General features: G+C 31.6%; 8 protein-coding genes. 3 read left to right on the top strand and 5 right to left on the bottom strand.

Translation table 11 applies throughout. The annotated features are described in order from the left end of the window. Positions 1–28: 28 nt before the first annotated feature. Genes Q0616_RS08735 through Q0616_RS08745 form a run of 3 tightly spaced genes read right to left on the bottom strand, consistent with a single transcriptional unit; the run spans position 29 to position 1627 of the window. Entirely contained in the window at positions 29–658 is a 630-nt protein-coding gene (locus Q0616_RS08735) for a Crp/Fnr family transcriptional regulator (RefSeq protein ID WP_171622875.1), read from the bottom strand. A gap of 2 nt (positions 659–660) precedes the next feature. Continuing rightward, positions 661–1074: a DUF6691 family protein gene (locus tag Q0616_RS08740; RefSeq protein ID WP_298776520.1), complete on the bottom strand. Its 414-nt coding sequence runs from the start codon at positions 1072–1074 to the stop codon at positions 661–663. A gap of 4 nt (positions 1075–1078) precedes the next feature. Then, on the bottom strand, positions 1079–1627 hold the full coding sequence (locus tag Q0616_RS08745) for a YeeE/YedE thiosulfate transporter family protein (RefSeq protein ID WP_225539051.1): 549 nt from the start codon (positions 1625–1627) through the stop codon (positions 1079–1081). Positions 1628–1746: 119 nt separating this feature from the next. On the opposite strand from Q0616_RS08745, the gene Q0616_RS08750 reads away from it, so the two are divergent. Next, positions 1747–2880, top strand: coding sequence for an MBL fold metallo-hydrolase (locus tag Q0616_RS08750; RefSeq protein WP_298776523.1), 1134 nt, complete (start codon positions 1747–1749; stop codon positions 2878–2880). 162 nt (positions 2881–3042) lie between these two features. Next, positions 3043–4254, top strand: coding sequence for a diaminopimelate decarboxylase (gene lysA / locus Q0616_RS08755; protein WP_260544175.1), 1212 nt, complete (start codon positions 3043–3045; stop codon positions 4252–4254). A 63-nt stretch (positions 4255–4317) separates the two neighbouring features. Here the strand turns inward: lysA and Q0616_RS08760 are convergent, their stop codons facing one another. Next, positions 4318–4602: a hypothetical protein gene (locus Q0616_RS08760; protein ID WP_298776528.1), complete on the bottom strand. Its 285-nt coding sequence runs from the start codon at positions 4600–4602 to the stop codon at positions 4318–4320. A 491-nt stretch (positions 4603–5093) separates the two neighbouring features. On the opposite strand from Q0616_RS08760, the gene Q0616_RS08765 reads away from it, so the two are divergent. Beyond that, on the top strand, positions 5094–5429 hold the full coding sequence (locus Q0616_RS08765) for a hypothetical protein (protein ID WP_298776530.1): 336 nt from the start codon (positions 5094–5096) through the stop codon (positions 5427–5429). Here Q0616_RS08765 and Q0616_RS08770 read toward each other — a convergent pair. Continuing rightward, positions 5419–6585 (bottom strand): MFS transporter, encoded by a 1167-nt coding sequence (locus tag Q0616_RS08770; RefSeq protein WP_298776532.1) that lies wholly within the window; start codon positions 6583–6585, stop codon positions 5419–5421. The two genes, Q0616_RS08765 and Q0616_RS08770, sit on opposite strands and share 11 nt — an antisense overlap. Between the last annotated feature and the right edge of the window lie 189 nt (positions 6586–6774).

A 6774-nucleotide genomic window follows, 5' to 3' on the forward strand; every position in this document is an offset into this window, starting at 1 on the left:
TTGAGATTCCTTTTTTATTGTATGATTCTTAATTAATCGTGATTTCGTTTCGATTTAATTGAAGGAAACCTTCTTTTTCTAATGCTTTCAAAAGGCGAGAAATTACCACACGAGAAGTATTGAGTTCGTATGCTATTTCTTGATGTGTCTTCACAATCACTTTCCCTTTGTTAATACTTGCAACATCCAACAGATATTTTTTCAATCGTTGGTTCATGTCATTAAATGCTAAATTGTCAATCGCAACCAACATCTCTTCCATTCTATTGTTATAACTATCAAAAATAAAACGACGCCAAGAAGCATATTTCGCTAACCATTCGTCCATTTTAGTAATCGGAATCATCACCAATTCACCATCTGTTTCGGCAATAGCACGAATTTTACTTTGTCTATCACCCAAACAACACGCCATTGTCATGGCACATGTATCCCCTTTTTCAAGAAAATATAACAACAATTCACCTTCATCAAAATCCTCGCGCATAATCTTAATAGCACCTTTCAAAAGAATGGGCATTCCTTTGATAAATTGGTTTAAATCGATCATGACATCATTTGCTTTGAACTCGATCAATGAACCTAATTCATTAATTTCATCCAACAATTCATCTTCAAATTGATAAGGGTAAGTTGCTTCTATTTTCTCTTTTATCATGTTTAATGTGGGATTTTATTTCTAACTTTTCCGTAAACAAAAGTACCTATTAATGCACCAGCAATTGTAATTAAAATTGGATAAACACCAGCACCTAACAATACAAAAATTGGACCAGGGCAAGCTCCAACTAATGCCCAACCTAAACCGAAGAAAATACCTCCGATTAAATAACGTGCAATCGATTTTGCTTTGGGTTGAATCACAATTTTCTGACCATTAATATCTTTTGCTTCTTTCTTTTTCATTAATTGAATTCCAATCGTTCCGACAACCAATGCCGAACCAATAAATCCGTACATATGGAAAGATTGAAAATTGAACATTTCAAAAATTCTGAACCAAGAGGCTGTTTCTGCCTTATACATGGTTGCACCAAAGATAACACCTAATATGATATAAACTAAACTTCTCATGAAATTAAAAAATTAAAGGAAACAATACATGAACCATTAAAAGTCCACCGATAAAAAATCCGATTACAGCAATTAATGAAGGTAATTGCAAATCACTCAAACCAGAAATTGCGTGTCCAGATGTACAACCACCTGCATAGCGTGTTCCGAAACCAATTAATAATCCACCTACAAATAATAAGGCAATATTTTTAATCGACATAGTTTCGAATATTTCGGTAGGAGAATATGTTTTTCCTGCACTTTCAAAACCCATTTCGTTTAATTGTGCGATTGTCGCTTCTGAAATTGCTGGAATTTGATTATCTGATAAAAAATGTACCGATAGATAACCTCCAATTACAGCACCCACCAAGAATAATAAATTCCATTTTTGTGCTTTCCAATCAAAAGAGAAAAAATCACATGATTTTCCAGCTCCAAAAGCAGAACAAATGGTTCTGAAATTAGATGAAAATCCAAAACTTTTTCCAAAATAAATCAGCAATAACATTACGATTGCGATTATTGGGCCACCAACGTACCATGGCCAAGGTTGTAAGATAAATTCCATTCGTTATACTTTTCTAATCGGTTACAAAATTGATAAAAGTAATTTAATTTGAAAGTTACAAATGTTACATTACCTTTTACAACTTATCAATTTGAAAACATTTTATATTTTTGAACCAAATGAAAAAAATCAATCACCGAAAAGTTTTTAAACAAATGTTTTACTTCATTCTTTCTCTCATTATTTTATTTTCACTAATAACTTTTGCCATTCTACAAATGAATACGTTTGGTGCAGAAGCTACTGGAGAACGTTTGGAACGAATGAAACAATCTAAACATTATAAAAATGGACAGTTTCAAAACCTCAATCACACACCTGCTTTTGCAGAAGGCTATGATGCTAAAAAAGTGATGTGGGATTTTATTTTCGGTAAAAAAGACTCGAATATTTCTCCAAAAGATTCAATTCCTCATATTCAAACAGATATTTTATCAATTGATCCATCTGAAAATATCTTCATTTGGTTGGGACATTCGTCTTATTACATTCAATTAGATGGTGTTAATTTCTTAATTGATCCTGTTTTTAGTGAACATGGTTCACCTTTACCAATTTTCAATAAAGCATTTAAAGGAGCAAATACCTACCATACAAAGGATTTTCCGAAGATTGATTATTTAGTGATTTCACATGATCATTACGATCATTTGGATTATGAAACGGTAAAAGAATTACAACATAAAGTGGATAAAGTAATTTTGCCATTAGGTGTTGGTGCACATTTCGAAAAATGGAATTATTTACCAGAACAATTAATCGAAGAAGAATGGTATACTACTATAAAGTTGAAGAATAATCTTGAAATAACCTTTACTCCTGCTCGTCATTTTTCTGGTCGAAAATTTAAACGCAACGTTACACTTTGGACTTCCTATGTTTTGAAAACCCCAACGCAAAAACTATTCTTAGGTGGAGACAGTGGCTATGACACACATTTCAAAGAAATAGGAGAAAAATATGGACAATTTGATTTTGCGATTCTCGAAAATGGACAATACAACGATGCGTGGAAATACATTCATGCATTACCAACGGATATTCCTGCTATTGTTACCGATCTAAAAGCGAAACACATAATTCCTGTACATGCTGCAAAATTTGCATTAGCAAAACATGCTTGGGACGAACCTTTAGAAAAAGTTGTGGAATATGGCAAGCAGAATAAGGTTGATATTTTAACTCCGATGATCGGTGAAACAGTAAATCTGAACGATTCGGTGTTTTATTTCAAAGAATGGTGGAAGGGTTAAAACTTAGATTAACGAATAATATTCGAAATAAAAACTAATCTTTTAAATTAAATTCGAATTTATTGATTTTTAACAAGTTTATTCTGAATTATCGTCAGAAAACCATTTGATTTCCGTAATTTTGGCAACTGAAATTTAACTTTAAACAAAAAATTAAACAAAATGGAACTGAATAGAGAACGTCTATTAGAATTGGTGCAAAAATATGGCGCACCTTTATATGTATATGATGCGAACAAAATAAAATCGCAATATGATAAGATGACCAATGCATTTTCTACAGTCAAACGTTTAAAGTTAAATTATGCATGTAAGGCGAACACAAATCTTAATATTTTAAAGTATTTTAAATCACTTGGTTCAGGATTGGATACAGTTTCTATTCAAGAAGTAGAATTAGGATTAATGGCGGGTTTCAAACCGAAAGAAATCATTTATACGCCAAATGGCGTTTCGTATGCAGAGATCAAAAAAGCAATTGAATTAGGCGTTCGTATCAACATTGATAACCTTTCGGTTTTAGAAACATTTGGGCAAGATTTTCCTAAATATCCAGTTTGTGTACGTATCAATCCGCATATTATGGCGGGCGGAAATGCGAACATCTCGGTAGGACACATCGATTCTAAATTCGGGATTTCTATTCATCAATTACCACATATCAAACGTGTTGTAGAAAATACAGGTTTACATTTGGACGGAGTACATATGCATACAGGTTCTGATATTTTGGACATTGATGTTTTCTTACAAGGAGCAGAAATTTTATTTGAAGTTGCTGCAGAATTCAAGAATTTATCTTACATCGATTTTGGATCAGGATTTAAAGTTCCTTATTATCCAGGAGCAGATGAAACAGACATCGAATATTTAGGAGAACGTTTATCAGCACGTTTCAATGCATTTGAAAAAGCGTATGGAAAACCATTAACACTAATGTTTGAACCAGGAAAATACATGGTTTCTGAAGCAGGATCTTTCTTAGCATCTGTAAATGTTGTAAAACAAACAACGTCTACTGTTTTTGCTGGAATAGACACAGGATTTAATCATTTAATTCGTCCAATGTTTTACAGCGCTCACCACGAAATCGAAAATATTTCTAACCCAGAAGGACGTAGTCGTTATTACACTGTTGTAGGGTACATTTGTGAAACAGATACGTTTGGATCGAATCGTAAAATAAATGAAATTAGCGAAGGTGATATTTTATGTTTCCACAATGCAGGAGCATATTGTTTCTCGATGGCATCAAACTATAATTCGCGTTTCAAACCAGCGGAAGTCTTGTTAATTGATGACAAAGATTATTTAATTCGTCGCCGTGAAACATTACAAGATTTAATCGCTACAACAGAGGATATTAAATTCTAAGTTCAGAATTTTTTATATATTTTTTATAGTATTTTAAAAGCTCAATTAAAAGATTGGGCTTTTTTATTTCCCTAATTTCAATGGTTTACTTAAAAATATCTCATGTACAATACTTCTAATTAAATTTTGTGCTATGGTCATAGAATCATCAAATCTATACTCAATTCTTTCTTCAATAGGATTTAGAGGAGAAACCGTTGTCAGTTGATTATTATGATGTTTTACATAATCTTGCATCAATTTATTATTCTTCTCAAGCGATAAATTTTGTTTATACTTTGAGTCAAAATAGCCAATTGATTGTGCAAAAAGACAAATTGGAAAAAGAAATAATAAAAGTATTTTCATGATCAATTATTTAATTTATTAAAGTTAACCCGTTATGTATTTTGAATTAAAATTCGTCAGTTCGAATAACATTTCGAAATAAAATAAAGAAAAATTGTATGAGAATAGAATTTCACCTTCAAAAACCTTTTTCTCAATACAAAATTCTTTCAGAATTCCACTCGAAATGACGGTTTTATTGATAAAATTAACAATATTCACACAGTTAAAGTTAAGAAATTTGTTTTAAATAATAGCCTTATCCTATTTTAAACACTTTACAATGACATTCGTCTTATGCTATTCTAAATGAATAAAATAATTTTGTAAAAATTTGTTTGAATAATGGAAAATAAAGATAAACGAAGTACCACACAAAAATTAATAGACGATGCGTTTTTTATATTTCTTGCAATTTTGGGTATTTTTTGTGTTTTGATTATTCTACTTGTGGTATAAGGATGAAATTGTTCGATCCCTACTTTTGTCTCTATTTATTAAGTTGGATTTTCGTGAAAATTACACGTATTTATGCCATCGAAATCGACTATATCAATCATTATTTAACTGATATTTTTGCTGTTCCTGCTATGACTCATCTGGGTTGTTATATCATTTCGAAACTAAAATATAACGGACAATTATACATTTATCCAACATCATATTTAATCATCACAGCTACTGTTTTAGCGCTGTTAATGGAATTTATTATGCCAAAATATTCTACGAATTATACCGGTGATGTAATTGATGTTGTTTGCTATTTTATTGGAATTATTTTTTACTTAAAAGTTCATAAAACCTATTTAATAGAAAAATATTCAAGGAAAACTGTTATTATGCCTTAAAAATTTTCATTCTTCCAACCATAAAAACCATAATCAATCCGAAACATGCAAATAGCGCATAAGAATATCTCAAATCTGAAACCTCTGCAATGTATCCAATAAGTGGAGGGCCCATCAAAAATCCTAAAAAAGATATACTCGAAACCATTGCCAAAGCTACTCCTGGATTAACATTCTTATTTTTTCCGGCAACACTATAAACCGTTGGCACATTACATGCCACACCAAGTCCCACCATCATAAAAGCAATGGTACACACTATAAATTGAGGAAAAAATACCGAAAGCATCAAGCCAGAAAACATCAATATTCCGCTAATTTGTAAAATACGCTGCTTCCCATATTTACTGATAAAATAATCACCAACAAAACGACCTATAGCCATCATCACCATAAAAGAAGCATATCCTACGACAACTAAATTTTGAGGCGCTTTTACAATATCTTGAAAATAAACACCACTCCAATCAAACATCGCACCCTCTGTCGCCATACTTAGAAAACCTATTATTCCTAATTGAACCAGCACTATATCAGGTTTTGAGAAAATAGATTTCTTTTCCTTTGCTGGAGACGGAATGGAATCAACCAAATATTTCTTATTCACCATCCAATTCAATACAATTAAACCATAAATAAGTACAAAATGATAAAATGTATTGATATGTAAATTCATCATCAATAAACCAATCAAAGCTCCAGTAAAACCAGCAATACTCCACGCACCATGAAAAGACGACATAATTGATTTACCATATATTTTTTCGACCTCAACACCTTGTGTATTCACAGAAATGTTGCACATATTACCAACTACACCAAAAAAGAATAAAACTGCTCCTAATTGATAAAAGTCTTGTGCTAAACCAATACAACAAAGAAGCATTGGATAAATTAGAACAACAATTTGCAATACGTTTTTACTTCCATATTTTGCGACTAACTTGCCCGAAAGCGCCATTGTACACAATTGACCAATTGGCATCAACAACAATAAAGTTCCTAACTGACCTTCTGAAATTCCTAATTCTGATTTAATCGTTGGTATTCGACTTGCCCAAGATGAGAAAGCTAAACCTTGTGAAAAAAAGAACAACGAAACGGCTAAACGAATTCGATTTTTTTGAGTTGATGTATATTCAACGGAATTATTCATGGCTATTATTTAAACTAAAGTGCAAATTTAAGGTCTGAAAGGCCATAGTCAATAAAAAACCTCAAAAATATTCGATTGATAATCATTTTGTTAAAAAATAATTTTAAAATAATTGTTTTCAGAGTTTGGAAAAACGAAAAAGCGTTCTATATTTGCACTCGCAATACGGCAATAAACGCTGTGTAGGAG

The sequence above is a fragment of the uncultured Empedobacter sp. genome (assembly GCF_937930195.1).
GTDB classification, from domain to species: domain Bacteria; phylum Bacteroidota; class Bacteroidia; order Flavobacteriales; family Weeksellaceae; genus Empedobacter; species Empedobacter stercoris.